This is a genomic window from Kitasatospora arboriphila (assembly GCF_039528095.1).
GTDB classification, from domain to species: domain Bacteria; phylum Actinomycetota; class Actinomycetes; order Streptomycetales; family Streptomycetaceae; genus Kitasatospora; species Kitasatospora arboriphila.
Genome location: NZ_BAAALD010000107.1, coordinates 1 through 25069 on the forward strand (window position 1 = coordinate 1; position 25069 = coordinate 25069).

Sequence of the window (25069 nt, forward strand, 5' to 3'; positions counted from 1 at the left end):
CCGTCCGGGCCGCCGGCGAGGCGGACGGCCGCCACGGCCCGGACGGCCCGGCCGGCGGCGCCCTGCTGGTGCGGCCGGGCGGCGCGTACGAGGGCACCCTCGGCGGGGGCGGCGCGCTCGACGACGCCGCGGCCCTGGAGGCGGCGGCGCTGCTGGCCGCGGGCCGGACCCGGACGGTGGAGGTCGCACCCGACCGCACCGACCGGAGCCGGCCGGTCGCCCTGCTGGTGGAGTGCAGCGTGCCCCCGCCGCGGATGATCGTCTTCGGCGCGATCGACTTCGCCTCGGCGCTGGTGCGCATCGGCAGGTTCCTCGGCCACCACGTCACCGTGTGCGACGCCCGTCCGGTCTTCGCCACCCGCGAGCGCTTCCCGGAGGCGGACGAGGTGGTGGTCGACCGGCCGCACCGCTACCTCGACTCCCAGCGCGACCGGATCGACGGCCGCACCGTGCTGTGCGCCCTCACCCACGAGGCCAGGTTCGACGTGCCGTTGCTGGAGCGCGCCCTGCGGCTGCCGGTGGCCTACGTCGGTGCCATGGGGTCCCGGCGCACCCACGCCGACCGGCTGGAGCGGCTGCGTGCGGCCGGCCTCTCGGAGCCCGAACTGGCCCGGCTGCACTCCCCGATCGGCCTCGACCTGGGTGCCTGGACGCCCGAGGAGGTCGCGGTGTCGATCGCGGCCGAGATCGTCGCCTGCCGGGGCGGCGGCACCGGCCTGCCGCTCGGCCGCGTCGGCACGCCGATCCACCGCGCACAGGCCCACCGCGCGCAGCCCCACCGTGCGCCGGCCCACCGTGCGCCGGCCCACCGCGTACCGGCCCGCGCCGAGCGGGCGGCCGCGGCGCGATAGGCCACCGATAGCGGCGTCCGGATACTCGGTGGCCGAGCGGTGGGCGACCCCCTCCGCGCGGCCCGAGTGCCTGCGTCCTGATCGCCCGGCAGACCCCCTCACCCAAGGAGTTGCGGATGACCACCGACCTCGAACTCGCGCCGCCGCACCCGGCCGTCGCCGAACCCGGCCCCGGCGAGGCGTTCACCGACCACATGGTCGTGATGGACTGGACGGAGGCGGACGGCTGGTCCGCGCCCCGGCTGAGCAGACTCGCCGACCTCTCCCTCCATCCCGGCACGCTCGGCCTGCACTACGGCCAGGTCGTCTTCGAGGGGCTGAAGGCGCACCGGCGGGCCGACGGCACGGCGGGCGTCTGGCGCCCCCGCGACCACGCGCTGCGGTTCCGCGGCTCCTGCCGCCGGATGGCCATGCCGGAGCTCCCGGAGGACGCCTTCACCGACGCCGCCCACCGGCTGGTCCGCGCGGACGAGGGCTTCCTGCCGGCCGACGGCTCGCGCAGCCTCTACCTGCGGCCGCTGATGTTCGGCTCGGACGCCTCGCTGATGCTGCGCCCCTCGCGCACCTACCGCTTCCTGCTGATGGCCTTCGTGACCGGGGGCTTCTTCGGCGACGGGGCCGAGCCGGTCGCCGTCCACGTGAGCCGCGACCACGTCCGGGCCGTGCCCGGCGGCACCGGCGAGGTAAAGGTGGCCGGCAACTACGCCCCGACCTTCCTGGCGCAGCGGGCGGCGGAGGCCGCCGGCTGCCGGCAGGTCGTCTGGCTCGACGCCGTCGAGCGGCGCTGGGTGGAGGAGCTGGGCGGGATGAACCTCTTCCTCGTCCGCGGGCGGGGCGAGCGGGCCGAGGTGGTGACCCCGGAGCTGACGCGGACGCTGCTGCCGGGCGTCACCCGCAGCACCCTGCTGACCCTGGCCCGGCGCCTCGGCCACCGGGTGGTGGAGGAGCGGATCGCACTGGACGAGTGGCGTGCGCAGTGCGAGGCCGGCGTCGTCACCGAGGCGTTCGCCTGCGGCACCTGGGCCGTCGTCACCCCGGTCGGCCGGGTGCGGGACGGGGACGGCGGCTGGACGGTCGGGGACGGCCGGCCGGGACCGGTGACGACCGCGCTGCACCGGCTCCTCACCGACCTGCACCGCGGCCGCGTCCCCGACGAGGACGGCTGGTTCCACCCGTCGACCCGCTGACCCACCCTCACCCACGGAGCGAGAGAATGACTGACCTGAGCATCACGGCCCGGTTCCGCCGGTGCTGCGAGCGGTTCGGCGACCGGGTGGCCCTGAGCGACGAGCACACCTCCCTGACGTACGCGGAACTCGCCGCCGAGGCCGACCGCCTCGCCGCGCGGCTGGTCGAGCGGGGCGTACGGGCCGGCGACGTGGTCGCCGTCCTCACCCGGCGGTCGGTCGACGGCATCGTCGCCCTGCTCGCGGTGGTCTCCGCCGGCGCCGCGTACCTGGCCCTGGACACCCGCTACCCCGCCGCCCGCACCGAGTTCATGCTGCGCGACTCCGGGGCCCGTCTGGTGGTCACCCAGCGCGAGCTGGCCGACGGCCTCCCGGACGGGTTCGCGACCGTGTTCGCCGACGACCGGGCCCCGGCCGGGGTACCGGCGGCCGTCCGCGCGGCCGACCCGTCCGGCGAGGACCTGGCCTACGTGGCCTACACCTCGGGGTCGACCGGCACCCCGAAGGGCGTGATGGTGCCGCACCGCGGCGTGGTGCGGCTCGTCGTCGACCCGGACTTCGTCACGATCACCCCGGAGGACGTCCTCCTCCAGATAGGCCCGCTGGCCTTCGACGCCTCGACCTTCGAGATCTGGGGGGCGCTGCTCAACGGCGCCCGCCTGGTGGTCGCCCCGCCGGGCGACCTCTCGCTCGCCGAGACCACCGGATTCGTCCGCGCCTCGGGCGTCACCGTGCTGCTGCTGACGACCGGTCTGCTGCACCAGGTGGTGGACCACGGCCTCGACGACCTCAAGCAGGTGCGGTACCTGCTCACCGGCGGCGACGTGCTCTCCGCCGACCACGCCGACCGGGCGGTGGCGGCCCTGCCGGGCACCGTCCTGGTCAACGGGTACGGCCCGACCGAGAACACCACCTACACCTGCTGCCACGCCTTCGACAGCCCGCTGCGCACCCCCTCGGTGCCGATCGGCCGGCCGATCAACGGCACCTGGGTCCGGGTGCTCGACCCCGAGCTGCGGCCGGTGCCCCCCGGCGGGACGGGCGAGCTGTACACCGGCGGCACCGGCCTCGCCCACGGCTACCTCGGCCGCCCGGCGCTCACCGCCGAGCGCTTCCTGCCCGACCCGGAGGGCGACGGCGCGCGGATGTACCGCACCGGCGACCTGGTGCGCAGCACCGAGCCGGCGATCGAGTTCCTCGGCCGGGCCGACCGCCAGGTGAAGATCCGCGGTTTCCGGATCGAACTCGGCGAGGTCGAGGCCGCCCTCGCCGGGCTGCCGGCCGTCGCCCAGTACCACCTGGCCAGGACGCAGGCCCCGACCGGCGGTCACGCGCTGCACGCCGCCCTGGTGCTGCGCAAGGACCACCGGCAGACCTCCCTGCTGGAGCTGCGCGCCTCGCTCGCCGAGGTGCTGCCCTCCTACGCGGTGCCGTCCCTGATCACGGTGGTCGACGAGTTCCCGCTGACCGCCAACGGCAAGGTGGACGCGGCCGCCCTCGCGGCCCGGACCCGCGTCCGCAGCCCGCAGCTGATGACCGAGTACCGGGAACCGGGCTCGCCGGCCGAGCAGGCGGTGGTGAGCCTCTGGTCGGACCACTTCGGGGTGGCGGGCATCGGTGCGGACGACGACTTCTTCGAACTGGGCGGGCACTCCCTGCTCGGCGTGAAGATCATCGCCGAGCTCCACCATGCCTTCGGCGTGGACGTCTCGCCGCGGGACTTCTACTTCGACCCGACCCCGGCGGGCATGGCCCGGCTGGTCGCGGAGCGGGCGGCCCGGTGAGCACGACCGCGAAGCGGAGCACCTCGCTGCTGCTCCCCGTCCTCGCCGCGAACGCGGTCTCGGTGGCCGGCACCCGGCTGACCGCCATCGCCATCCCCTGGCTCGTCCTCACCACCACCGGTTCGGCCACCCGCACCGGCCTGGTGGCCGCCTGCGAACTCACCCCGCTGGTCGTCTCGAAGGCGCTCTGCGGCCCGGTCATCGACCGGCTCGGCTCCCGCCGGGTCAGCGTCTGCGCGGACCTGCTCAGTGCGGCCGCGGTGGCCCTCGTCCCGCTGCTGCACCTGGCCGGCATGCTGAGCTTCCCGGTGCTGCTGGTGCTGGTCGCCGTCGCCGGGGCGGCCCGCGGCCCGGCCGACACCTCCAAGTTCACCCTCGGCCCGGACATCGCGGACGCCGCCGGGCTGCCGCTGGAACGGGTCACCGGGCTGGTCAGCGCGACCGAACGGACCGCCATGATCATCGCTCCGGCCCTGGCGGGCGCCGTCATCGGGGCGGCCGGACCGGCGAACGCCCTGCTGCTGGACGCCGCGTCCTTCGTGGTCTGCGCGGTCGCCGTGGGCCTCCGGGCCCCGAAGCGGCACCGCCCGGCAGCGGAACCCGCCGGGGAGGCGGCCGCGCCGGAGCCGTACCTCGCCCAGCTCCGCGGCGGCTGGACGTTCCTCACCTCCGACCGGATGGTGCGCTCGCTCGTCGCGATGGTCAGCGTGACCAACCTGGTCGACGCCGCGTACAGCGCCGTCCTGCTCCCCGTCTGGATCCACGACCACGGCTACGGGGCGCTCGAACTCGGCCTGATCGGCACGGCGTTCTCGGTGACGGCCGCCGGGGCAGCGCTGCTGGCCGCCGCCTACGGCGAGCGCGTGCCGCGCCGGGCGGCCTTCCTGGTGGGCTTCTTCCTCGGCGGGGTGCCGCGCTTCGCGGCGATGGCGCTCGGCGCACCGCTGTGGTGCGTGATCGGCGTGGCGCTGGTCGGCGGCTTCGGCTCCGGCTTCATCAACCCGGTCCTCAGCGCCGTGTTCGTCGAACGCATCCCGCGCGACCTGCTGGGCCGGGTCAGCTCCCTGGCGGAGGCCGCCGCCTGGGCCGGCATGCCGCTCGGCGGGATCCTCGCCGGTTCGGCGATCGCCGCCGCCGGGCTGGCGCCGGTGCTGGTCACCGCAGGGGCCGTCTACCTGGTCGCCGTCGTCGTCCCCGGCCTGCTCCCCCAGTGGAGCGAGATGGACCGCCGCGACCGACCGCACGACGCGGTGCGGCCCGCACCGCGCCAACCGCAGCAGACCGAGTCAGGAGCGTGACCGCATGAGCACCACCCACCCCGAGCAGCTCGCCGTGTCCGGCACGGACTTCGTCACCAGACTCTTCGAGGTGATCGACGGCCGCCGCTGGGACGAACTGCCCACCCTGTTCGCCGAGGACTGCACCTACCACCGCCCCGGCTACGAGGCGATCAGCGGCCTCGACGCCGTCCTGCGGTTCTACCGCGAGGAACGGATCATCAGCGACGGCCGCCACGAGATCGAGCACGTCGCCGAGTCGGACTCCTCGGTCGCCTGCTGGGGACGCTTCCGCGGGGTCGGCAAGGACGGCCGGCAGCTCGACGAGCGGTTCTCCGATCTGTACTTCCTCGACGGCCGCAAGATCAGGACCCGCCGCACCTACTTCTACCGCCCCGCCATCTGAGACCGCCGTCGACGGCACTCGGGTGCCCACGGGCAGTGCTGCGCCCCCGGGTGGCCCGCGACCGGGTTCGAAGGCGCGCCCCACCGGCCTCCTCGGCCTTTCGTTCCCGACCAGTGAAGACCACCGTGTGCGCAGATCAGGGGGAGACTGACGTGACCAGGATGAGCGTCGTGCTCGTGGCGGAGGACGCCTTCGTCCGCAACGGCATCAGATCGATCCTCGGCAACGAACCATCGGTCAGGATCGCCGGGGAGGCGGCCAACGTCGGCCAGGCGTGCCGGCTCGGCACCCAGCTCGACCCGGCGCTCTTCGTCGTCGACATGCCGGCGGTCAAGGACCGGGACACCCTCCTCGGGCAGGTCCGGCGCCTCGCCGCGTCGGGGCACGGCGGCGCGGCCTCGGTGCTCGTCCTCGGCTCGGACCTGCGCCGGATGGACCTGGACGTGCTCCGGCTGGGCGGCTGCGCGATCATCCGGCGGCAGGTCGCCGCCGGGGAACTCGCCCCGGCGGTCCGCCTGCTGGCCTCCGGCTACCTGCCGGTCGAACAGACGCTGGTGCAGCAGCTCGCGCACACCGCCCCGCGGCTCGGCGCGGTGCCGACGCTCACCGAACGCGAGCAGGAGGTGCTGCACCTGCTCGCCCGGGGGATGTCGAACGCCGAGATCGCCACCGAGCTGGGCGTCGCCGGCTCCACGGTGAAGTCCCACGTGCAGGAGATCTTCGGCAAGTTGGGCCTGCGCAACCGGGTGCAGGCCGTCATCTACGCGTACGAGTCCCGGGCCGCGGCGCCGGTCGCGGCCCGGAGGATGGGAGCCTGACATGGCCGGCAACTGGCTGCTGCGCCGACCGCGGACGGACTCGGTCGCACGGCTCTTCTGCTTCCCCTACTCCGGTGTGGGCGCCTCGATGTTCAGCCGGTGGCCCGAGGAGATCGACGGCATCGAGGTGTGCCCCGTCCAGCCGCCGGGCCGGGAGAACCGCTCGCGCGAACCGCACTACGGCAGCTACGAGCGGTTCGCCGCCGACCTGGTGGAGTTCCTCCGGCCGTACCTGGACCGGCCGTTCGCGTTCTTCGGGCACTGCGCCGGCGCCCTGCCGGCCTTCGAGACGGCGCTCCGGCTCGCCGGGAGCGGGCTGCCCGCGCCCGAGCGGCTCTTCGTCTCGGCCCAGGTGGCCCCGCACCACTGCCCGCACGACCGGTACCTCGACCTGGACGAGGAGCAACTCCGGGCGGAGATGGGCAACCTGGTGCTGCTGCGGGGCGGCACCCCGCATCCCGTCCTGATCGACCTCGCCCTCGAGGTCCTGCACGAGGACCTGGAGGTGAACCGGGTCTACCGGCGCCCGTCGCCGGTGGCCCTGCCGGGCCCGGTCACCGTGCTGGAGTGGACGGAGGACACCGAGATCGGCCTCGACCAGATGGCGGGGTGGCGGGAGTACGCACGGACGGTGGAGTACACCGCCCTGCCCGGCGGGCACTTCGAGTTCCTGTCGGCGCCGCCCCTGCTGATGAAGACCCTCTCCTTCCTGTGACGGCGGCGCACCGCCGCCTCAGAGCCAGCCGCGTTCCTTCGCCTGCAGGGCGACCTGGAAGCGGGTCGCCGCACCGAGCCGGGCCATCAGTCCGGCCACGTGGGCGCGGTACTTGCGCGGGCGCCGCGCGGGCCTGGGGTGGGACGCGCTGGTGATCGAGGGCAGTGCCGTCCTCTTCTTCGCCGCCTCCACCGCGGCGGCCGCGGCCGCGCCCGACTCGGCGCTCGTCACGGAGTACGGCCAGCCGCTGTCCTCGCTCTGGCTGGCGGCGACCGCCTGGGGCTCGCTGGCCGTCGGCCGGCCGTTCACGCTGGGCATCGCCCGCAGCCAGGTGCCCGAGCACCTGTGGCGCAGCCCGCTGTTCCTGCGCGTCAACCGGCACATCACCGCGGTGTGGGCCGCCGCCTTCACGCTCTCGGGTGCGGGCGGGGCGCTGCTGCGGCACTACCGACCCGAGGCCGGGACGGCCCGGACGGTGCTGACGGTCGCCTCGTTCGTGCTGCCGATCGTGTTCACCGTCCGCTACCCGGAGATCGCCCGTGCCCGCCGGGCCGGCGCCGGGGAGAAGGCCGCCGACTGACCTCCCCCGGGGCCGTGGGGGCCGACGGCGGGCGGGTGTCAGCGCCGGGCGGCGGTGCGGCGCGCGGGCGGGGTGATCCGCACGCGCCGGGTGGCGGGGGCCTTCTCGATGTCGTCGAGCTGGGCCGTGACGGTGCTGCGCAGGTCGTCGTAGTCCTCGAAGCAGTGGTCGTTGAACAGGGTGTAGCCCGTCCACATCAGGTTGGCGCACACCCGGGCCGGCACCTGTCCGGTCTGCGCGCCCATGCCGACCAGTGCCACCGAGCGGATGCTGCCCGGTGTTTCGGCGTTCTTCCGGTGCACGGCCTGGAACGCGGCGGCGCAGGCCAGCGCCACGTTGAGCGTCTGGCTGACGTTCTGCGAGGACGACTCCATCGTCGGCGCCGAGATCAGGAACCCGGGGTTGACCGCGCCGGAGGGGACGCAGACGGCGCTGCCGACCGGCAGCCGGCCGGCGAACCCGTCCCGGATCGCCCGCTGGACGCGCAGTTGGATGCCGGCGCCGAGGTGCCGCTTGATCACCGCGTCGACGCCGCCGTCCATCCGGCCGCGGGAGTTGGTGGGGGTGACCCAGGCGTCGACGTGCTCGTCGAGGATCGAGCCGCGGTGGATCTCGATCTCGGGGGTGTCGGCGAACGCCGCCCGCCAGGACTCCACCACGGTGCTGTTGATGTCGGTCAGCACGACCCTGAGCGGCGGCTGCTGCGGGTTCTCGGACATGGGTCGGGCTCCTCCCGGACGAGCGGTCTTCCGTCGTCCATGAACCTAGACGGCGGCACCGACAGCGCCGCCGGGCCCGGTCGGCGCCGCCTCGGCGGCGCGGTCGGTTGTCACTCGCGGACGGTAGGACTGGAGTCGCCGTCGGGGAACTGACGGTCCGTTCCTGCCATCCGTCCGCACGGTTCGACGATTCCGGAGCAGCGCCACCATGACCGAGGCCACCACCCCCGCCCAGCCCGACCCGAACGACCCGCTGGCGCTCACGGAGCTCTTCGCCGGCGGCGGCGAGCCGTGGCTGCCGCTGCTGAAGCCGGTCGTCGAGGCGCAGCCCGACGCGGCCGCGTTCATCGGCCCGGCCCGCGGCCCGGAGGTCGTGCCCGTCCGCGAGCTCACCTTCCAGGCGCTCAAGCCCCATGCGCCGCACAAGTGGAAGGTGGTCGTCTTCGGGCAGAACCCGTACCCGCGGCCGGAGAGCGCCACCGGCATCGCGATGTTCGACAACACCTTCCACGACTGGAAGGACAGCCAGTTCGGCCGGGTGGTCAGCATCCGCTGCATCATCAAGGCCGCGGCGATGTGGAAGTACGGCATCGCGAAGAAGACGCCGATCGCCGACGTCCGGGCGCTGCTGAAGGAGCGGGACACCGTCCAGCCCCCGGAGTGGTTCCAGGCGATGCTCACCCAGGGCGTGCTGCTGCTGAACGCGGCGCTGACCGCCAGCAGCGACGGCTCGGTGGGTGCCGACCGGCACACCGCGTTCTGGCGCCCGGTCGCCGAGCGGATCGTCGAGGAGATCCTCCGGGCCAAGCAGGACGCCGACGAGGCGGACCGCAGCGTGGTGTTCGCCTGGTGGGGCGCCCACGCGCGGAGCCTGAAGAAGGTCGTCCTGGAGCTGCAGAAGAAGTACCCGGGGGTGGAGGTCCGGCACATCGACCACGCCAATCCGGCGGCGCAGGGCGACATCTTCTGCGACGGCGACCACTTCGACATGGTGAACACCGCGCTGGCGTCCATGGGCACCGACCCGGTGGACTGGCTGCCGAGCAAGGGGTGGAACGCCCACGCGGCGGACGGCGGCGGTGCGGACGGCGACGGCACCGCGGAGCGGATGGGCGCGTTCATCGCCTCCACCATGGAGCTGCACCAGCTCTACCTGGACCGGCTCGCGAGCGTCAAGGACGAGGGCCTCGAACTGCCGGAGATCACCGGTGTGTTCGACACTCCGCTGATGGACTTCCGGGACGCCGTCGCCCCGGTGGCGGCGGTGCTGCGCGGCCTGGACCGGCACGTGGAGCGGTCGTACGAGTTCGGCAAGCGCCGGGCGGACGAGGTGCCCGGCGGCCTGTCCGCGGACGCCGTCGCGGCGATCCACCTCTACACCTGCGAGTCGGCGTTCTACCGGGAGATCAACGCCGTGCTGCGGTCGCCGGACCGCAGCCGGCTGGTGCCGTACCTCGCCTACCTGCGGCTGCTGTTCTCGGCCGTCTCGCAGCTCCCGGCCCGCACCGGGCCGCTGTGGCGCGGTGTGGCGCTGGACCTCCGCGCGCAGTACCCGCTGGGCCGGACGGTGACCTGGTGGGGCGTGTCCTCCTGCACCTCCGAGCCGGGCGTGGCCCGGGGCTTCCTCGGCAGCCGGGGCAAGCGGACGCTGTTCGAGGTCGTCCCCTCCCGGGCGGTCGGCATCCGCGACTTCTCGGCCTTCACCGGCGAGGAGGAGTTCATCCTGCTGCCGGGCACCCAGCTGGAGGTGACGGAGGTCCGCAGCGAGCGCGGCGGCCTGTGCACGGTGCGGCTGACGGAGGTCGCGGAGGGTCCGCTGGTGTCCTGAGCGCCGGCGGCGGCCGGGGTCGGCGGACCCCGGCCGCACCCGTCAGAAGTCGCGCAGGCGGCCGAACGGGACGATGGACGTCCAGGCGCCCTTCTGCACCTTGTAGATGGAGGCGACCTGGTTGTGGGTGTCGCCGAACTCGTCGAAGGAGACGTCGCCGGTGACGCCGAAGAACGAGACGTTCTGCAGCGCGTCCGCGGTGGCCTTGCGCAGTTCGGGGCCGGTGAGGTCCTCGTTCGACTGCCGGGCCTTGGCGACCGCCTGGATCACCGCCCAGGTGGAGTCGTAGCCGTAGGCGCCGAACGGCCCCGGCTCCTCCTTGTAGCCGGCCGCGCGGTAGGCGTCGAGGTAGCTGAAGGCCGAGGCGAGGCCCTCGACGGAGATGCCCGGCTGGCTGGCGAGGTCCCCGTCGGAGGCCGTGCCGGCGGCCTTGATGAAGCCGTCGGTGTGCAGGCCGTCGCCGCCGGCCAGCGGCACCTTGACGCCGGCGGCCTTGAGCGCCGCGCCGAGCGGTCCGCCCTCGGGGTGCTCGCCGCCGTAGTAGACGATGTCGGGGTCCTGCGCGGCGACCAGCTGGGCGATCTTCGAGAAGTCGGTGGTGCCCGGCTTCACGGTCGTCCGGTAGACCACCTTGCCGCCGACCTCCTCGAAGGCGGTCGCGAACTCGGCGGCGAGGTTGCTGCCGTAGGCCTTGGTGTCGCTGATCACAGCGGCCCGCCCGGCCTTCAGCCGGCTGTGCGCGTAGCGGGCGAGCAGCGGGCCCTGGACGGCGTCGGTGGTGACCGTCCGGAAGTAGGTCGGGTACTGGCGCTTCTTGCCGTTGGCCCGGTAGTCGGCGCCCCAGGTCAGCCCGGGTGCGGTGTTGGACGGGGAGACCTCGGCCAGGCCGGCCTGCGCCATCACGGGCGCCATCAGGATCGCGCCGGACGAGGTCAGCGGGCCGACCACGCCCATCACCCGGCCGTCGGCGGCGAACGCATCGCCGTTGGACTTGGCCTTCTGCTCGTCCGCCTCGTCGTCCTTCGCGTCGAGCACGAACTTCACGCCGGGCACGACGTTCTTGGCATTGGCCTTGGCGATGGCCAGTTCGGCGGAGTTCCGGATGCCGAGCCCCAGGTCGGCGAGCTTGCCGGTCAGCGGACCGTCGACGCCGATCACGACCGTGACGGTCGATCCGGAGCCGAGCACGCCCGAGGAACAACCCGACAGCAGCACGGCGCAGACCACACCCAGGGCGGAAGCCCTGGGCCTCGAGAATCCGGTCACTGGCACATCCCTTGCTGAGTGGGTTTGCTCATGGGACGCCGGACCGCACGCCCGGTCTGGGCCGCTGGTGGCGGCACGGGCGCGCAGGGAGGGGCGACGGCTGTCCGGGCCCATGAAATCCGCACGGGGGCACGGCAGTCGGCACCTCTGTGGACGGTCCGGCGAGGGACGGCGGCCCGGCTGCCGACGGCACTGCCGGCATGTCCGGATCACCGACCGGCGTCCATGGGGCGCGACCCTATGGTCTGCCAACGGGAGCGTCAACGGGTTCGTCCGAACACAACCGGTGACGGCAAGACACCCGCCGAGCTGCCGGATTGGCCGGGGAGGCCGGACCCGGGGGCCCACTACCGGCCGGTACGACCGACCGGTAGGGTGCCGCAGAGCCCTGGCCGGCCGCCCCGTGGTGTCCGGTCCGCCGTCAGCCCGCCACGGGCCGGTACGGTTCCCGGGCCGGGCGTTCGGCGGCGGCCCGTTCGCGTGCGTAGAGCTGGGCGAGCAACGGGATCTCGTACAGCGCCGCGTGCGCGGTGACCTCGCCGAGCCGGCAGTGCAGGACGGAGACCTCGATCATGCTGTCCAGCACCCGGCGGGCGACCTCCTCGCCGCAGCCGAGCACGGCCATCGCCTCGGCGAGGGTGAACAGCGGGCGGGGCAGCCGGCCGAAGGCGCAGAGCACGGCGCGCACGACGGCGGGCAGTCCGGCCCACCAGACGGCGAGTTGGCGGCGGACGGCGAGGTCACCGGCGGCGAGTTCGTCCAGCAGCGCGGGGCTGCGGTCCAGCCGGGCCGCGTACTCGGCGGCCGAGAGCTGGTGCAGGACGGCCAGTTTGGTGCCGCACACCCGGACGGCGAGCGGCAGCCGGCCGACGCTGTCGACGATCCGCTCGGCGGCCTGGCGGTCGGCGCGGATGCGGCCGTCGCCGACGATCCGGTCGAGCAGGCCGACGGCCTCCTCCGCGGCGAAGGGTTCGAGTTCCAGCCGCTGGACGGGGCCGAGCCCGGCCAGCCGCGTCCGGCTGGTGACCAGGACGGCGCTCGGCCCGGAGCCGGGCAGCAGGTGGCGGATGCCGCCCTCGTCGGGGGCGTCGTCCAGTACGAGCAGCAGCCGGCGGCCGGCCAGCCAGGACCGCCAGAGCGCCGCGGCCTCCTCCTCGTCCTCCGGCACGGCCCCCACCAGGCCGGTGGCCCGGCAGAGTTCGGCGAGCAGCGAGGTGGGGTGGCGCGGTGTGCCGTCGGCGCGCCGGAGGCGGACGGTGAGGCAGCCGTCCGGGAAGCGGCCGGCCAGGCGGTGCGCGACGTGCACCGCGAGGGCGGTCTTGCCGACGCCCACCGGGCCGCTGACGACGACGCGCCGGCCCTCGCCCGCGAGCAGGGCGGTCAGTCGGGCGACCTCCTCGCGGCGGCCGGTGAAGTCCGGGAGGTCGGCGGGCAGCACGGTCTGCGGGGCGCGCGGCGCCGCGCCGGTGGCGGCGGCGGACGGCTGCGGTGCCGGCCCGGCCGGGCCCTGTCCGTCCAGCATGCCGCGGTAGAGCGTCTCCAGCGCCGGGCCGACCTGCAGGCCGAGTTGGCGGGCGAGGTGCTGGCGCAGGTCGTCGTAGACGGCGAGGGCGGCGCTCTGCCGCCCGGAGCGGAAGAGCGCGGTCATCTGGGCGGCGCAGAGCCGCTCCCGCATGGGGTGTTCGGCGACCGTCTCGGCGAGTGCCTCGGTGACGGCGGGGGCGTGGCCGAGGTCGAGTTCGGCCTCGGCCCAGTCCTCCAGCACGGCGAGGCGTCGCAGTTCGCGCCGTTCGGCCCGGTCGCGCAGCAGCTCGGAGTGGCCGAGGTCGGCGAGGAAGGGGCCGCTCCACAGGTCGAGGGCCTCCCGCAGCAGGGCGGCGCCGTGCGCGGTGGCGCCGAGCCGGATCGCGGACTGCCCGGCGCGGGCGAGCTCCTCGAAGCGCAGCACGTCCAGCTCGGCGGGCGCGACGCGCAGTTGGTAGCCGGTGTGGTGGTGCACGATCCGTTCGCCGTCGGCGGTCTCGCCGAGCAGTTTGCGCAGGGCGGAGACGTAGGCCTGCAGGTTCTTGCGGGCGGAGCGCGGGGGTTCGTCGCCCCAGACCGCCTCGGTCAGCAGGTCGACGGAGACGGCGGCGTTGGGATGGCAGAGCAGCGCGCCGAGGACGAGGCGCTGTTTCACGGGGCCGAGCGGCAGCGGCCGGCCGCGGGCCGCGACCAGGAGTTCGCCGAGCACCCGGAAGCGGAGCTCGGCCGCGGCCGGACGGGCCGGCCGGTCGCCGGCGGCGGACAGGTGGTCCAGCGTCACTGGTGCTCCTTCGGGAGGGGCGCGGGCAGGAGCGGTACCGGGGCGGCCGGTGCGGCACGGATCACGGCCGGACCGGCGGGCGCCGCGGGCACAGCAGGCGCGACGGCGGGGCAGGCACGGCGGGCGGTGGCGCTACGGCCAGCGGGTGTCGGTGCGCGGCTCGAACTCGGCGAGCACTTCGCGGGCCCGGCGCAGGTGCACGCGGTGGCGGGCGGCCCGGACGAGGAGGGCGATCCCGACGGCGACCGGCAGGGCCGCCGCCAGCAGGGCGCGCGGCAGGGGGCGCAGGCGCTTCATCGGGGTCGGTCCGGTCTTTCAGTGGCCCCAGGCGGTGTCCATCGGGTCCTGCGGGTCCTCCGGGTCGCCGCCGAGGATGCCGCCGTGGCCGTGGCCGCCGGAGACGGGCGTGGTGGTGGGGGCGGGGGTGGTGGGGACGGGGGTGGCCGGGGCGGTCACGGCCGGGGTGGGGGTGCCGTCCGCGGCGGCGGCCTGCACGGCGAGGACGGGCAGGCCGAGCACGGCGAGACCGGTGGCGACGGCGACGGAGACGGCCAGCGTGCGGGCACGGTTCATCGGTTCCCCTTGGTGTGTGGAGTGCGGCGCGTCCGTTGTGGTCCGGACGGCTTCGACACCTGGAAGCCTGCCGTTCGGCCGGGGGCGGGCCAAGGGGTGACGGGCTGCAGCTTGCTGCATGCAGCAAGCCACCCTGCGGGACGAATCGGGCGGATCCGCCGCTACACCAGCATAGTTACCGCCTAGTAGGGCGGCCGTCCGGCTGCCGGCCGGTCGACGGGCAGCCCGGTGTGGGCGGCGAGGAAGGCGAGGCTGTCGGCGAGCAGGTCGACGGTGGCGCCGATCCCCCGCTCACCGTGCCCGAGGCCGTACTCCTGGCGCAGCAGCACCGGGCCCGGCCCGCTGCTCGCGGCCTGCAGGGCGGCGGCCGTCTTGCGGGCGTGCAGCGGGTCGACCCGGGTGTCGCCGTCCGCGACGCCGAACAGCACGGCCGGGTAGCGGACCCCGTCGCGGACCCGGTGGTAGGGCGAGTAGCCGTGCAGCACGGCGAGCTGGCCGGGGTCGGCGGCGGTGCCGTACTCCTGCGACCAGCTCGGGCCCATCCCGGAGAGCTCGTAGCGCACCATGTCCAGCAGCGGCGCCACCGCGACCACGGCGGCGTACCGGTCGGGTCTGCGGGTGAGCGCGGCGGCCACCGTGAGGCCGCCGTTGGAGCTGCCGATCAGGGCGAGCCCGCCGGGGGCCGTCCAGCCTTCCGCGACCAGGTGCTCGGCGGCGGCGTCCAGGTCGTCGAAGGTGTTGTGCTTGAGCTCGCGCCGCCCGGCCCGGTGCCACTGCTCGCCCTCCTCGCCGCCGCCGCGCAGGCAGGCGAAGGCGTAGACGCCGCCGGCCCGCACCCACGCCAGTGCCTGGACGGCGAAGCCGGGCAGCACGGACGCGCCGAACCCGCCGTAGCCGCTCAGCACGGTCGGCCGGGGGCGGTCCGGCCGGCCCGTCGGCGAGACGACGAACATCCGCACGGGGGTGCCGTCGTGGGACGGGTACACCAGCAGCCGGACCTGCGCGCCGCCGGTGTCGGGCGCGCCCTCGGGGGCGGCCCACAGCGCGGTCGTGCCGGTCGCCGCGTCGTGGCAGAGCACCTGGTTGGGCGTCACGTGGTCGGTGTAGCCGAACCAGAGGCGGGTGCCGCCGTCCGGGTCGGTGCGCAGCGGACCGACCGCTCCGGCGCCCGGCAGCGCCGCCCGGCCGTGCGGGGTGCCGTCGGCCGCGTCGTACAGGGCGACCTCGGCGACGCCGTGCCGCGTCCGGGTGACGGCCAGCAGAGTACGGCCGGGCGCGGGCCCGTCCAGCACGGCCAGGTCCTCCAGCACCGCCTCCGGGTCCTCGGGCAGCAGGACGGTGCGGTCGTCGGGGCGGGCCGGGTCGGCGGTCTCGACCCGGCCGCGCGGGGCGCCGTCGCGGGTGAGCAGGTAGAGCCGGCCGCGCCGGACGGTGGCGGTGGTGCGGGCGTCGGCGGCGAGCCTCAGCACGGTGAACCGCGGCCGTTCCGGGCCGGTGGCGGCGAGGTCGGCGAGCCGGACCTCGGTACCGGGCGAGGCACCGGCGGTGGCGGTGACGATCAGCCAGCGGCCGTCCTCGCTGACGGAGACGGCGTAGAACTGCCGCGGGTCGCGGCCCTCGCCGAACACCGGGACGTCCTCGGCCGGGTCGGTGCCGACCCGGTGCAGCCAGACCCGCCGGTGGTAGCGCTCCTCCCCCGGGTGCAGCTCGGGAGGCAGCCGCCGCACGTAGTAGAACGCCCCGCCGCCGGGCAGCCAGGCGATCGCCGAGCGCCGCAGCCGGTCGACCGGGCCGTCCAGCACGGCGCCGGTGGCGACGTCCAGCACGTGCAGCACGGAGTCCTCGGTGCCGCCGGTGGAGGTCTGCACGGCGATCCGGGTGCCCTCCCGGGACGGCGCCCAGGCATCGAGCACGGTGCCGCCGGACGGGTCCAGGGCGAGCGGGTCGAGCAGGGTGCGGTCGGCGCCGTCCTCGGTGACCACCAGGGCGGGCCGGTCGGCCCCCGGCCGGGCACGGGTGTGGAACCGCCGTCCACCGCAGGTGACGGGGGCGCTGACCGAGCCGGTGTCCAGCAGGCCGGTCAGGGTGCGGCGCAGCTCCGCGAGGCCGGGCCAGCCGGCCCGGTGCGCGCGGAACAACTCCTCCTGCGCGCGGCACCAGGCGACCGTCGCGGGGGCGGCGGCGTCCTCCAGCTCCCGGTACGGGTCGGCGATCCGCAGGCCGTGCAACTCCTCGACCAACTCCCGCCGCGGCGCGGTCGGGTACGCGGGCGGAGCGGTCACGGTCGATGCGGTCACGGCAACTTCCTTGGTAGTGGGGGGGTAGCTCATGGGGGCGGGTGGGGGCACCTCCCAGCTTTCGGCCGAAGGCCGGGAGGTGCCCCCACGCGCCCCCGAGGTGATTGCCCATCTCAGGCGGCGACGGCGGTGCCCTCACCCGGGGCGGGCTCCGGGGCGGTCTCGGCGGCCGGTTCCCGCCGGGGCGTGCCGAGGCCGGACTCGCGGAGCATCGGGACGGCGGCGACCGCGGTGGTGACGGCTATCAGGGCGGCGATCAGCAGCCAGGTCTGCGGGATGCCGAGGCCTTCCAGGGCGATGCCGGTGAGGGCGGGGCCGACGGCGGCGAGTCCGGCGATCAGCAGGTCGGCGGCGGTGCTGACCCGGCCGAGCAGGTGCCGCGGGGACTGGCTGATGAGTGCCTGGCCGACCACGATGCCGGCGGGCGGGGTGAGCAGGATCAGCAGGACGAGCAGCGGGCCGACCACCCAGGGCAGCGCGGTGAAGGCGATCACGGCGGTGCCGGCGGCCCACACCGCGCCGATGGCCAGGAAGAGCTGCCCCGGCCTGAGCACCTTGAGGACGCGCGGTGCGGCGAGCGAGCCGAGCACGGCGCCGACGCCGGCGCAGGCGAGCACGGTGCCGATCGCGGTGCCGCCGCTGCCGCCGTCCCGGAGGGTGACGACCATGGCGACCTCGGAGGCGGCGCCGACCAGGTTGAGCAGGGCACCGAAGAGCAGGGCGCGCAGCAGGGCGGGCTGCCGGAGCAGCCAGCGCAGGCCGGCGGTGGGGCTGTTGTCGGTGCGGGTGCCGGGTTCGGCGGGGGCGGGGCGGGTGGCCATCCGCAGCAGCAGCACGGCGGAGACGGCGTAGGAGGCGGCGTCCGCGGTGAACGGCAGGATCCGGTCGACGGTGAACAGCCAGCCGCCGAGGAAGGGGCCGAGCAGGGAGGCGGCGGCCATCGCGGCCTGGTCCTTGGCGAGCGCGTCGGAGAGGTGCTCCTCGGCGACGACGTCCCGGACGGCGATGGTGGAGGCGGGGGCGAACACCGCGGTGGCCACGCCCTCGACGACGGCGACGGCGAGCAGCTGCGGGTAGCCGAGCACGCCGAGTCCGGCGGCGGCCGGGACGGAGCCGACGGCGACCAGGCGGACGAGGTCGGCGCCGAGCATCAGCCGCCGGCGGTCCACCTTGTCGGCGAGCTGTCCGGCGGGGATCCGCAGCAGCATCCTGGTCAGCAGTGAGCAGCTGGCCACCAGTCCGGCCTGGGCGGCGCCGCCGCCGAGGGAGAGCACGAGCAGCGGGAACGCGATCAGCGACATCTGGGAGCCGAGCGTCGACAGGGCCGAGCCGGTCCAGTACCGCCTGAAGTCCCGGTTCGCGCTCAGTACTCCGGGGTCAGCCATCGTCCACCTCCGAGGTTGTGCCGGCGTCAGAGTCGGCCGGCCGTGTGCAGCAGGTCGAGCAGGGCCGCGTCGACCTCGTCCTGGAAGACGGCCAGTGCGGCGGCGTTCTCGCCGTGCTGGTACTGGTCGTCGCAGGTGATCCAGCGGCCCTCGGTGCGGTGGGCGGGCAGGTAGCCGTCGGCGAGGGTGCCGACCTCCCAGCCGGGCCGGCCGGCGGTCTCCCAGCAGCTGGAGAGCACGCCGTCGGCGTTGACCACCGCGCCGTAGCGGCCGTCCTGGTAGGTGCAGGCCTGGCAGCCGTCGTTGGGGCGCGGCCGGGTCAGCGCGAAGCCGAGTTCCAGGGCGCGGGCGTGCCAGCGGGTGAAGTCCGCGGCGAGGCCGCTGCCGTAGGCGAGTTCGTTGCCGTAGCCGACGCCGACGTCGCCGACCAGGGCGAACTGCAGTCCGCAGCGGGCCGGGTCGAGGCCGGCGGCGAGGCGTTCCAGCAGGGCGTCCATGCCGTGCCGGTTGTGGTGCGAGACGTTGATCCGCAGGTGCCAGCGGATCGACTCGGCGGCCGCCATCGCCTTGGCCACGTTGTGCACGATGGCGTCGAAGGTGCCGCCGCCGGAGCGGCGGATCCGGATCGCGTCGTGCTCCTCGCGGTCGCCGTCGAAGGTGATCTGGACGGACCTGAGACCGGCCGCGTTCAGCTCCTTGGCGATCAGCGGGGTGAGCATCGTGCCGTTGGAGATCATGCCGGCCTCCAGCTCGCCCAACTCGGCCGCCCGGTGGAGCAGTTCCCGGGCGCCGCGGAAGTTGAGCAGCGGCTCGCCGCCGAACAGCATCACGGCCAGCCGGTCGAGTCCGGCCTCGGCCATCCGCTGCCGGGTGAAGTCGAGGACCTCGCCGATCATCTCGGAGGTCAGCCGGGCGTGCTTGATCCGCGGCGGCCGGTTGCCGCCCTTCGGGTCCTGCCCGGTGTTCTGGAAGCAGTAGCCGCAGCCGAGGTTGCAGTCGGTGCTGGTGAGCACCGTCAGCGAGTAGGAGCGGAAGGCCCTGGCGTCGAGCAGGCCGGTGTCCCGCAGCCGCTGCTCGGCCGCGGGTGCGAGGCCGCCGTCCGGGCCGACCTGGCCGGGACGGAGCCGGGCGACTCCCCCGTCGCCGAGGAACCACCAGCCGGCGTCGGCCCTGCGGAGCAGGCGGTACCGGTCGGGGCGGAGGGCGGGCTGGGTTGCGGGCACGGTGACCTCCATGGGCCTGGGAAGGGGGACGGGGCCCGCCGGTCGGCGGGCCCCGTTGGCCGGGTCGATCAGTTCGCGGTGCCGGTGTTGATGATGCACCAGGGGGTGTCCTCGGCGTCCGCGCTGTGGGCGACGACCTCGACGTCCTCGTCGTCCAGCTTGGTGGTGCCGGTGTTGATGACGCACCACGGGGTGTCCTCGGTCTCGCCGCTGTGGGCGACGACCTCGACGTCCTCGTCGACGTTGGTCTTGCCGGTGTTGATGACGCACCAGGGGGTGTCCTCGGCGTCGCCGCTGTGCGCCACGACCTCGACGTCCTCGTCGCGGGTGGGCTCGGTGTTCTCGGCCATGGTGGTCTCCAGTCCTGGTTCGGCGGGCGGGCCCGGTCGGCGCACCCGGCTCGGTGCTGCGGCCGGCGGTTCGTCCGCCGACACCGAGAAAGCTAGGAACGCCCGGCACGGCGGCGGTTCAGCCGCGGTACAGGACGGCCCTTGCGCAGGTCGGGGCCGGTGTCGGTCCTCCGGCGGTGGCGCCGCGGCACCGTCGGGGACCGCCCCGCACCCGCCGTGGCCTGCGGATGTACCGGATCCGGGGCACCGCCGAACCGGCCGCCGACCGCGGACGGGCACCGTGGCGGGGACGGCCCTGCTGCGGGAAGAGGTGGACGATGGACCTGGCCGAACTCGTGGGCCTGCGCCCGACGCCCTGCGCCGGCCTGCTGCTGACGCTCACCCGCCGCTGCCCGCTCAGCTGTGCGCACTGCTCGACCGCCTCCGACATGCGGGGCGCCGACCCGCCGGAGGGCGGACTGCTGCGCCTCGTCCGGTCGTTCACCGCGGCCGACCGGCCGGAGCTGGTGCTGCTGACCGGCGGAGAGCCGCTGCTGCGGCCCGAGCTGGTCGCCGAACTCGCGGATGCCGCACGGGTGTCCGGGGCGCGGACGGCGGTGCTCAGCGGGATGTTCTTCGCCCGCGGCGGCCGCGTCCCCCGCCGGATCGCGGCGGCGGTCGGCCGGGTCGACCACTTCTCCGCCAGCCTGGACGCCTTCCACGAACGGGAGGTGCCGCGCGCGGACGTCTTCACCGTGCTGCGCACCGTGCTGGACGGCGGGGTCCCGGTGAGCCTGCACCTGACCGGCGGCGGCCCGGACGACCCGTACCTCGCCGAGGTCACCGGGCAGGTCCGCCGGGTCTTCGGCGACGCCGTGCCGATGCTGGTCAACGAGGTGCGCGCGGTCGGCCGGGCGGCGGGCTGGGCGGCCCGGCAGTCCGCACCGGGCCCGGACGGCCGGCCGGTGCCCTGCGCGATGGCCGCCTGGCCGGTGGTCGCCGCGGACGGCGCCGTGCTCGCCTGCTGCAACCAGCAGGTGGTGGACCGGCGCCCCGTCCCCGCGCACCTGCTGCTCGGCCACACCGACCGCGACGACTGGGCCGCCGTACGGCGCCGGGCGCTGACCGGGCCGGTGCTGCGGATGGTCCGCGCGGTCGGCGCCCCGCACCTGTACGCCCGCTTCGGCACGGCGGCCGACTGCACCGGCACCTGCGCCGGCTGCCGCGCCCTGCCCGACCACCCGGCGGTGTACGCGGCCGCCGCCCGCACCGGCGCCGGGCCGGTCGGCGAACTGCTCGACCTGCAGGCCGCGCACGCCCAGGCGGCGGCCGGGCCGGCCGCCCTGGTCCGCCGCTTCGGCAGCGCCGCCTGGGCCGACCTGGTCACCCTCGGTGCCACGCCGCCGAACCTCCCGCGCACCCCTGCCCCGCTCCCGCGCACCCCTGCCCCGTTCCCGCGCACCCCTGCCCCGCTCCCGCTCGGAGAAGCCCGATGACCCCCGCACCGCCCTCCCGCAGCACCGCCCTCCGGCTGACCCTCGACCTGGCCGCCCTGCCGCTGCAGGCCGCGGCCTCGGCGCTGTGGCGGCCGGACGGCCTGGGCGGGCGGTACGCCGCGTACCTGCGGGCGATGCACGCGGTGGTGCGGGCCTCCGTGCCGCTGATGGAGCTCGCCGCGCGGCGCTGCGCCGCGGCCGGGCCCGGGGACCGGGTGGCGGGGCCGCTCGGCGCCTACCTGGAGCGGCACGTCGAGGAGGAGCGCGGCCACGACGACTGGCTGCTGGAGGACCTGGCGGCCGCCGGCGCCGCGCCGGACGCGGGCCCGCCGCCGGTGGCCGCGGCCCGGCTGGTCGGCCCGCAGTACTACTGGATCGAGCACGTCCACCCGGTGGCCCTGCTCGGCTACATGACGGTGCTGGAGGGCCATGCGCCGGCGCCGTGGCTGGCCGGCCGGCTCGCCGCGGAGACCGGTCTGCCGACGGCGGCCTTCCGCACCGTGCACGACCACGCCGTGCTCGACGCCGGCCACCGGGCCGACCTGGACGCCCTGTTGGACGGTCTGCCGCTGGACGTCCGGCAGGAGAGCGCCGTCACGGTGAGCGCCCTGCACACCGTCACCGCCACCACCCATCTGTTCCGTTCGCTGGCCCACCCCGGCCCGTCCTCTGGAGACCGCGCATGAACCCCGCCGACGACCCCGTGCTCACCGCCCTCGCCGCGGCCGGCTTCCCCGTCGCCACCTTCACCGACGAGCAGCTGGGCGTGTTCCGCACCCTCGGTGCGGAGGAGCTGGCGCTGCTGCTCGACCTCATGGCGCGCCTCGACGAGGTGGAGCCGGAGGTGCAGGCGCACACCACGGTGGCCGGCGGCGCCCTGTTCTGATCGTCCGGTCCTGACGTTTCGTCACTTCTTCGGAGAGGAGGCCGCCGTGGCCTGTCCCAGCTGCGCGGGTGAGCCGCCCGCCGGTGCCCGCTTCTGCCCGTACTGCGGTGCCGCGCTCGCCGCCGCGGCCGTGTCCGCGGCCCGTGCGGACGAACGCCGGATGGTCAGCGTGCTCTTCTGCGACCTGGTCGGCTCCACCGCGCTCTCCGGCCGGCTCGACCCGGAGGCGCTGCGCTCGGTGACCCTGCGGTACTTCGAGCTGATGACGGAGCGGATCGAGGCGCACGGCGGCCGGGTCGAGAAGTTCATCGGCGACGCGGTGATGGCCGTGTTCGGCATCCCGGTGATGCACGAGGACGACGCCCGCCGGGCGGCCGCCGCCGCCCTCGACATGGTCGACGCGCTGGCCGGGCTGAACGACCGGCTCGCCGTCCTCGGGGTGCGGCTGAACGTCCGGATCGGCGTCAACACCGGTGAGGCGGTGGCCAGTACGGACGCCTCCGCCCGGCAGGCGCTGGTCTCCGGCGAGGTGGTGAACGTGGCCGCCCGGCTGGAGCAGAACGCCGCCGCCGGCGAGATCCTGATCGGCCCGGACACCCTGCGGGCGATCGGCCCCAACGCGGCGCTGACCGAGCCGGCCGGCCCGCTCGCCCTCAAGGGCAAGACCGAGCCCGTCCCCGCGCACCGGCTGCTGGCCCTGCACGGCGACGCCCCGGAGCTGCTCCGCCGCTTCGACACCCCGTTCGTCGGCCGCGAGGCCGAACTGCGGCTGCTGGAGGAGGCGTTGGCGCGCACCGTGGCGGGCGGCGCCCGGCTGCTCACCGTGCACGGCGAGGCCGGGCTCGGCAAGACCCGGCTGGTCCGCGAGTGGCTGGCCCGCACCGGGGTGCGGCACGGCGCCGGCCGCTGCCGCCCGTACGGCGACCGGGGCAGCCTCGCCCCGCTCGCCGACGCGATCCGGCCGCTGCTCGACGGCGCCGAACACCCGCTCCCCGCCGAGTCCTTGCGGCTGCTGGAGGCCGGACTGCTGCGCGACGGCACCCCCGACCCGTCGGTGGAGGAGACCTGCGCCGCGCTGGCTGCCGTACTCGGCGCGCTGACCGGCCCGGACGGGCTGGTGCTGGTCGTCGACGACTTCCACTGGGCGGGTGCGCTGCTGCGCACCGTGCTGCGCCGGCTCGCCGACGACCTCGCGGCGCGGCCCGTGCTGCTGCTCTGCCCGGGCCGGCCGGAACTCCTCGACCAGGACCCGGAGTGGGCCCGCCTGTCGGCGGCGGCCGCGCTCGGCGGGCTGTCCGACGCCGACTGCGCCCGGCTGGCCGCGGGTCTGGTCGAGGTCGCCGGGCACGGCGCCGAGGCGGGCGCGGCACTGCTGGAGCGGGCGGAGGGCAATCCGCTGCACCTGGAGCAGCTGCTCGCGATGGCCGCGGAGGGGCACGGCGCGGGCGGGCTGCCGCCGACCGTGCAGGCGCTGCTCGGTGCCCGGATCGACGCGCTCGCGCCGCCCGAGCGGACGACGCTGGCGCTGGCCTCGGTGGTCGGCCGGGACTTCCACACCGAGGAGGTGACCGGTCTCGCCCTCGGCGGGCCGGAGAGCGGAGCCGGCGGCGAGCTGCGGCCGGGCCCGGCCGGGGCGGACCCGGTGCTGCCCGCCCTGCACCGGCTGGACCGGCGGCGGCTGGTGGAGCCGGCCGAGCCGGACGGCGGCTACCGCTTCCGCAGCGGCCTCGTCCAGGAGGTCTCCTACCGGGGCACCGCCAAGCGGGTCCGTGCCGAACGGCACGAGCGGGCCGCCGAGCTGCTGGCCGCCCGCGGCGCCCCGGACGGCGCGGTCGGCGGGCACCTCGCCCTCGCGCACCGGTACCGCACCGAGCTCGGCCTGCTGGACGCCCGCACCGACGCGCTGCGCGGGCGGGCCGCCGACCGGCTGGCCGCTGCCGGGGCGACCGCGCTGCGCCGGGCCGACCTCGGCTGGCTGGGCGAGCTGCTCGACCGGGCCGTCCGCCTGTACCGGCCGCAGGACCCGGGCCGGGCGGCCGCGGCCTGGCGGCTCGCCGAGGTTCGGCTGGCGAGCGTCCGCACCGAGGAGGACCGCGCCCTGCTGGAGGAGGCGGCGGCCGCCGGGGACGTGGTGCTCGCCGCGCACGCCGGCCTGGCGCTGGCCGTGCTCGACCCCGGGCCGGGGTTGCGCCGGGCCGCGGACGCCACCCGGGCCGCGCTGCCGCTGTTCGAGGCGGCCGGCGACGACCTGGGCACCGCCCGGGCCTGCCTGCGGCTCGCCCAGGAACGGCAGTTGGCCGGCCGCCACGGCGAGGCGGAGCAGTTGCTGCGACGGGCCCTGGACGGTGCGGTGCGGGCGGACGCGGAGCCGGAGCGGGCCGGCGCCCTCGGTGCGGTGGGCGTCTCGCTGTGGACGGGCCCGGTGCCGGTACCGGAGGCCGTCCAGCGCTGCCGGGCGCTGCTGGCCCGGCACGGCGCCGGCCGGCGGACGGTACGGCTGACCCTGAACTGCCCGCTGGCCGTGCTGCTCGCCCTGCAGGAGCGGTGGGCGGAGGCCGGGGCGTGCCTGGCCGAGGCGGAACGCCTGTCCCGGGAGCTCGCCTTCGCGGAGGCGGAGGTCTTCCTGCCGGTGTTCCGGGCCGCGGTGCACGCGGCCGCGGACCGGCCGCGGCAGGCCGTCGAGGAGCTGCGGCAGGCCGAGCGGGCCTGCCGGGTGCTGGGGGCGGCGGGCCTGCGCGGCCCGATCGCCCGCGGGCTGGCCCGGTCGCTGCTGGACTGCGGTGACACCGCCGCTGCCGAGGACGCCCTGAGCGGGCATCAGGACGGTCTGCCGCCCGCGGACGCCGCGGACCTGCACGGCACGCTCGCCCGGCTGGCGGCGCTGCGCGGCCGTCCCCGGGAGTGCGCCGAGCAGCTGCGCCGCTGCGGGGCGGCGGCCGGGGCGACCGACTCGCCGGTGGTCCGGGCGACCGCCGCGCTGGACGAGGCGCAGGCCGCGCTGGCGGCCAAGATGCGCCAGCGCAGCGGCGGCGCGGTCGCCTTCGTGCTGGACAGCGGCACCTGGCTGCGGGACACCGCCGGAGCGCCCGGCACGGCGGACGGCGCCGAGGAGCGGCTGCGGATGCTGCGGGACGCGGGCTGGAC

At 75.7% G+C, this 25069-nt stretch carries 22 protein-coding genes; 13 read left to right on the top strand and 9 right to left on the bottom strand.

Annotated elements, in window-relative coordinates; all coding sequences use genetic code 11:
* The 8 genes from ABD353_RS33895 to ABD353_RS33935 all read left to right on the top strand — a co-directional run.
* Positions 1–851, top strand: an 851-nt coding sequence (locus ABD353_RS33895; RefSeq protein ID WP_344627539.1) for an XdhC family protein, incomplete at its 5' end; no start/stop codon positions are given.
* Positions 852–967: 116 nt separating this feature from the next.
* Complete coding sequence (locus ABD353_RS33900) at positions 968–2038, top strand: branched-chain amino acid aminotransferase (protein ID WP_344627540.1); 1071 nt, start codon at positions 968–970, stop codon at positions 2036–2038.
* Between the two features lie 26 nt (positions 2039–2064).
* Positions 2065–3822 carry an amino acid adenylation domain-containing protein gene (locus ABD353_RS33905; RefSeq protein WP_344627541.1) on the top strand — a complete coding sequence of 586 codons (1758 nt, stop codon included), beginning with the start codon at positions 2065–2067 and terminating at the stop codon, positions 3820–3822.
* A complete protein-coding gene (locus tag ABD353_RS33910) occupies positions 3819–5120 on the top strand; it encodes an MFS transporter (RefSeq protein ID WP_344627542.1) in 1302 nt (433 codons plus the stop codon). Before ABD353_RS33905 ends, ABD353_RS33910 begins: the two co-directional genes overlap by 4 nt.
* Before the next feature lie 4 nt (positions 5121–5124).
* Positions 5125–5505: a nuclear transport factor 2 family protein gene (locus ABD353_RS33915; RefSeq protein ID WP_344627543.1), complete on the top strand. Its 381-nt coding sequence runs from the start codon at positions 5125–5127 to the stop codon at positions 5503–5505.
* A gap of 161 nt (positions 5506–5666) precedes the next feature.
* Entirely contained in the window at positions 5667–6323 is a 657-nt protein-coding gene (locus ABD353_RS33920) for a LuxR C-terminal-related transcriptional regulator (RefSeq protein WP_344627560.1), read from the top strand.
* 1 nt (position 6324) lies between these two features.
* On the top strand, positions 6325–7038 hold the full coding sequence (locus ABD353_RS33925) for a thioesterase II family protein (protein WP_344627544.1): 714 nt from the start codon (positions 6325–6327) through the stop codon (positions 7036–7038).
* 151 nt (positions 7039–7189) lie between these two features.
* Positions 7190–7618 carry a DUF3159 domain-containing protein gene (locus ABD353_RS33935; protein WP_344627545.1) on the top strand — a complete coding sequence of 143 codons (429 nt, stop codon included), beginning with the start codon at positions 7190–7192 and terminating at the stop codon, positions 7616–7618.
* Positions 7619–7656: 38 nt separating this feature from the next.
* On the opposite strand, the gene ABD353_RS33940 is transcribed toward ABD353_RS33935, so the two are convergent.
* Positions 7657–8337 carry a macro domain-containing protein gene (locus ABD353_RS33940; RefSeq protein ID WP_344627546.1) on the bottom strand — a complete coding sequence of 227 codons (681 nt, stop codon included), beginning with the start codon at positions 8335–8337 and terminating at the stop codon, positions 7657–7659.
* A gap of 208 nt (positions 8338–8545) precedes the next feature.
* On the opposite strand from ABD353_RS33940, the gene ABD353_RS33945 reads away from it, so the two are divergent.
* Entirely contained in the window at positions 8546–10165 is a 1620-nt protein-coding gene (locus ABD353_RS33945; protein WP_344627547.1) for an ADP-ribosyltransferase domain-containing protein, read from the top strand.
* Positions 10166–10207: 42 nt separating this feature from the next.
* On the opposite strand, the gene ABD353_RS33950 is transcribed toward ABD353_RS33945, so the two are convergent.
* The 8 genes from ABD353_RS33950 to ABD353_RS33985 all read right to left on the bottom strand — a co-directional run bounded on the left by ABD353_RS33950 (position 10208) and on the right by ABD353_RS33985 (position 19564).
* Positions 10208–11431: a branched-chain amino acid ABC transporter substrate-binding protein gene (locus ABD353_RS33950; RefSeq protein ID WP_344627548.1), complete on the bottom strand. Its 1224-nt coding sequence runs from the start codon at positions 11429–11431 to the stop codon at positions 10208–10210.
* 421 nt (positions 11432–11852) lie between these two features.
* Positions 11853–13736 carry an AfsR/SARP family transcriptional regulator gene (locus ABD353_RS33955; protein WP_344627549.1) on the bottom strand — a complete coding sequence of 628 codons (1884 nt, stop codon included), beginning with the start codon at positions 13734–13736 and terminating at the stop codon, positions 11853–11855.
* Positions 13737–13868: 132 nt separating this feature from the next.
* The gene (locus tag ABD353_RS33960; RefSeq protein WP_344627550.1) at positions 13869–14033 is read right to left on the bottom strand and encodes a hypothetical protein; all 165 of its coding nucleotides are present in this window, start codon (positions 14031–14033) and stop codon (positions 13869–13871) included.
* Positions 14034–14051: 18 nt separating this feature from the next.
* Positions 14052–14309 carry a hypothetical protein gene (locus ABD353_RS33965; protein ID WP_344627551.1) on the bottom strand — a complete coding sequence of 86 codons (258 nt, stop codon included), beginning with the start codon at positions 14307–14309 and terminating at the stop codon, positions 14052–14054.
* 182 nt (positions 14310–14491) lie between these two features.
* Positions 14492–16606 (bottom strand): prolyl oligopeptidase family serine peptidase, encoded by a 2115-nt coding sequence (locus ABD353_RS33970; RefSeq protein ID WP_344627552.1) that lies wholly within the window; start codon positions 16604–16606, stop codon positions 14492–14494.
* A gap of 113 nt (positions 16607–16719) precedes the next feature.
* Positions 16720–17991, bottom strand: a complete 1272-nt coding sequence (locus tag ABD353_RS33975; RefSeq protein ID WP_344627553.1) for an MFS transporter — start codon at positions 17989–17991, stop codon at positions 16720–16722.
* A 26-nt stretch (positions 17992–18017) separates the two neighbouring features.
* Positions 18018–19214, bottom strand: a complete 1197-nt coding sequence (locus ABD353_RS33980) for a radical SAM protein (protein WP_344627554.1) — start codon at positions 19212–19214, stop codon at positions 18018–18020.
* Between the two features lie 68 nt (positions 19215–19282).
* A complete protein-coding gene (locus ABD353_RS33985) occupies positions 19283–19564 on the bottom strand; it encodes a hypothetical protein (protein WP_344627555.1) in 282 nt (93 codons plus the stop codon).
* A gap of 317 nt (positions 19565–19881) precedes the next feature.
* Between ABD353_RS33985 and ABD353_RS33990 the strand changes: the two genes are divergently transcribed.
* The 4 genes from ABD353_RS33990 to ABD353_RS34005 all read left to right on the top strand — a co-directional run.
* Entirely contained in the window at positions 19882–21039 is a 1158-nt protein-coding gene (locus tag ABD353_RS33990) for a radical SAM protein (protein ID WP_344627556.1), read from the top strand.
* Complete coding sequence (locus ABD353_RS33995) at positions 21036–21725, top strand: iron-containing redox enzyme family protein (protein WP_344627557.1); 690 nt, start codon at positions 21036–21038, stop codon at positions 21723–21725. The genes ABD353_RS33990 and ABD353_RS33995 overlap by 4 nt, the downstream gene beginning before the upstream one ends.
* The gene (locus ABD353_RS34000; protein ID WP_344627558.1) at positions 21722–21925 is read left to right on the top strand and encodes an aroma-sacti cluster domain-containing protein; all 204 of its coding nucleotides are present in this window, start codon (positions 21722–21724) and stop codon (positions 21923–21925) included. The genes ABD353_RS33995 and ABD353_RS34000 overlap by 4 nt, the downstream gene beginning before the upstream one ends.
* A gap of 46 nt (positions 21926–21971) precedes the next feature.
* A partial coding sequence (locus ABD353_RS34005) for an adenylate/guanylate cyclase domain-containing protein (protein WP_344627559.1) occupies positions 21972–25069 on the top strand: 3098 nt, incomplete at its 3' end.